Origin of the sequence: Aminiphilus sp. (genome assembly GCF_029975095.1) — a bacterium.
Taxonomy (GTDB): Bacteria; Synergistota; Synergistia; order Synergistales; family Aminiphilaceae; genus Aminiphilus.
In genome coordinates this window covers 1-3,086 of sequence record NZ_JARKPW010000195.1, presented here as the reverse complement: position 1 = coordinate 3,086, position 3,086 = coordinate 1, and the positions used below count along the sequence as shown (strand labels likewise).

Here is a 3,086-nt window from a genome sequence, read left to right as displayed (position 1 = left end):
TATTCCTCCTCCGGTTCCTCGGGAACGACAGGTGTCTCCTTGGAAACCGTAAGCGTTTCCCGTATCTTCTCCAGCTTGAGAACGGCCTTTGCGACACCCTCAATGATCGCCTCCGGCCGCGGCGGACATCCATTGACATAGACATCGACGGGGATAATGTTGTCCACGGGACCGTCCAGATTGTAGGATTTGTAAAAGACATCCCCGGAGCAGCCGCAGTTCCCCACTACGATGACGACCTTCGGGTCGGGAATCTGAGCGTGGATGCGGCGCAGGCGATCGGTCATGTATTTCGTCACCGGCCCCGTGACGAGGAGCGCGTCGGCATGACGAGGCGTTCCGACAAGTTTCATACCGAAACGTTCAATATCATAACGGGGCGAGATGGTGGCGACGATCTCAATGTCGCAACCATTGCAGGAACCGCTGTTGCAGTGAAAAACCCAGATTGACTTTGGCAACACTTCGAGATGTTTTTCCGGTTTCATTGCCGTCCTCCTACAGGAGCGCCAGAGAAAGCATCAGCGCGGTGAAAACAACGAGATAGCCCGTGTACTCGGTGGCAATGCCACTGTGCCACGCCGTGAGCAGTTCGTAGAATCCGGACAGCGCCTTGGTAAATCCCCAATAGGCCCCGCTCGCAGGAACCGCGTAATCCTCTCCTTTTTCCGGGACATCATTGCCACAGAAAAAGATGTCGTCTTGCTCCGTTCCCTCCTTGTAGTCCGAGCGCCCCTGAGAGCGAAACCACAACACGAAGACAGAGACGATGAAAAAGAACACCAGCCAGCTCACGACATCCCAATACCCGAATCCGGAATGGATCTTGGGCCACATCAGAGACCACCCCCCATAACTGCCCGAATGTAACCGGCTTGATCAACGAGGGCTTTGGCTGCCGGCTCGATGATATGAGCCATGGACCAGGTCGGAAAAAGAGAGAGCCCGAGGACGACAAGCGTCAGAGAGAACATCCCGAGAAGCATCGTGCCCGGCACTTCCTCCACCTCGGCGAGCCGGCTTCTCCGTGGTCCCAGGAATGCCGTCTGAAAGACTTTCACGAAAGACGCGAGGGTCAGCACGGAGGTGACCATGGCCACTACAGGAAGAAAGGGATGCACGGCAAAGGTGGATTCATAGATGAGCAGTTTTGACACGAATCCGTTGAATGGCGGAAGACCTGCAATGGCCGCCGCGGCGATGATGAACATGAACGTGGTATGCGGCATGGCGTGAGCAAGTCCACCCAACTCGTTGAGATTCCTGCTCTTGGCTGCATAAGCGAGTGCTCCCGCCACAAGGAAGAGGAGTCCTTTGTACATGGTGTAGTTCATGAGATGGAAGATTCCACCCTGAATAGCGGTGAACCCGTAGTCCGCCATGGCCTTCGCATCTTTCAGCGCCAACAGGCCCACGCCCAATCCAAGCAGAATGTAGCCGACCTGGGAGACGGAATGATACGCCATGAGTCGCTTGACATCCTTCTGTATCACCGCCATGGTTACGCCGATGAACATGGAAAGGAGCCCCATGACGATGATGGTCCAGGGAACGACGCTGCTGCCGATGCTCATGCCGTAAATGGAAAAGCAGACCCGGAAAAGACCGTAGAGCGATGCCTGGCTCACGGCAACGAGAAGACAGGTGACACCCGCCGGTGCTTCCGCGTAGGCATCAGGGGTCCACATGTGCATGGGTACGGAACCGCACTTCATGGCGAGGGCCGCCACGAGAAGAGCCAGCGCGGCCTTTTCCGGGAGTCCCAAATGGAGCATCTGTCCTACCGCCGCCATGTTCACCGCGTTGTATCTTCCGTAGAAGAGCCCGACAGCCAGAAGAACGAAGAGCGCCCCCACCGTGGAGATCAGCATGTACTTGAAGCCGGCCTCCACCGCTTCCGGGCGGTCCCGCCAGAAAGCCACGAGACCGAAGGAGGCAACGGAGGCAATCTCAAGAAAGACGAAGAAATTGAAAAGATCACCCGTGAGCTCCATGCCCAACATGCCGGTGGTAAGCAGAAAATAAAGGGCAACGAACTTGTCCAGTCCGGAGAAACGCTCCATGAAACGAAGGGAAAAGAGTGTCCCTGCGAAGGACGCGATGCTGCCGATGACAGCCATGAGCGCACTGAATGAATCCACTTCGAGAATGATCCGGATCGGCAAACTCATCCCCGATGGCAGAGCGAGTTTCCAACTCTCTGCTCCGAGAACGTAGACAAATACGCCGTTCATGGATGCCTTTTGCCAGAGCAACAGCGCAAGTGCCGCCGTACAGGCGGAGATGAGGACAAACCACGCGTTGCGGGCGTAGCGACCGCTCAATCCCAGAACGGGTGCACCGAAGGCTCCCAGAAGGGGGACGGCGAGCACCAGAGCGGGGAGATGATCGTACCAGTTCATCCTCGCAGCCTCCTTATCTCCCTGACGTCGAGTGTTCCGTAATGACGATAGAGAACCATGATGAGCGACAGCATGAGCGCCGTGGTGGCCATACCGATGACGATAGCCGTCAGTGTCAGCGCCTGCGGCGTTGGAAGTACGAGAACCTTGCTCTCTCCAGCAAGAGTGAAGACGGGAATCCGACCTCCCGTTCGATAGCCGAGAACGATGAGAAACATGTTCGTCGCTGCCTCGATCACGGAGATACCGATGGCGATTTTTATCAGGTTTCTTTCGAAAACCACCGCATAAAGACCGAACAGGAAAAGGAGACCCACGATGAGATAGGGGAAACTAGCGATCATGACCGGCCTCCTTGCCCTGCGTCTCTTCTTTCGGAGAAGAAAGCGACGCCTTGCTCATATAGAGAAGGATGAGCGAGAGTCCTCCCACAACCTCAAGCCCCACTGCGATGTTCGCCAGGGCAATCGTTCCGGAACTGTTGAGAACGCCCGCATTGGGTCCGAGCGGTACTGTCGCTCCAAAGAGCCCTCCCCGCTTTGCGAGGACATTGTAGAAGAAGGTCGTTCCGATTCCGAGAAACCCCGCACCGATGAAGAGCAGCAGCCCGGTTTGCTCCAGAGCGGTGTACACTCCCTTGCGTACCCATCCGAAGACCTTGCCGCCGCCATGGGCGACGAGAAG

General features: G+C 56.5%; 5 protein-coding genes. All 5 read right to left on the bottom strand.

The features are described from left to right. Positions 1–488, bottom strand: a 488-nt coding sequence (locus tag Q1K49_RS12525; RefSeq protein ID WP_300526344.1) for an NADH-quinone oxidoreductase subunit B family protein, incomplete at its 3' end; no start/stop codon positions are given. Between the two features lie 10 nt (positions 489–498). Next, on the bottom strand, positions 499–837 hold the full coding sequence (locus tag Q1K49_RS12520) for a hydrogenase (protein WP_300526343.1): 339 nt from the start codon (positions 835–837) through the stop codon (positions 499–501). Then, positions 837–2,402: a proton-conducting transporter membrane subunit gene (locus tag Q1K49_RS12515; RefSeq protein WP_300526342.1), complete on the bottom strand. Its 1,566-nt coding sequence runs from the start codon at positions 2,400–2,402 to the stop codon at positions 837–839. The genes Q1K49_RS12520 and Q1K49_RS12515 overlap by 1 nt, the downstream gene beginning before the upstream one ends. Then, complete coding sequence (locus Q1K49_RS12510; RefSeq protein ID WP_300526341.1) at positions 2,399–2,746, bottom strand: cation:proton antiporter subunit C; 348 nt, start codon at positions 2,744–2,746, stop codon at positions 2,399–2,401. The genes Q1K49_RS12515 and Q1K49_RS12510 overlap by 4 nt, the downstream gene beginning before the upstream one ends. Next, positions 2,736–3,086: MnhB domain-containing protein (locus Q1K49_RS12505; RefSeq protein WP_300526340.1), on the bottom strand; the 351-nt coding region annotated here is incomplete at its 5' end. The genes Q1K49_RS12505 and Q1K49_RS12510, both read right to left, overlap by 11 nt.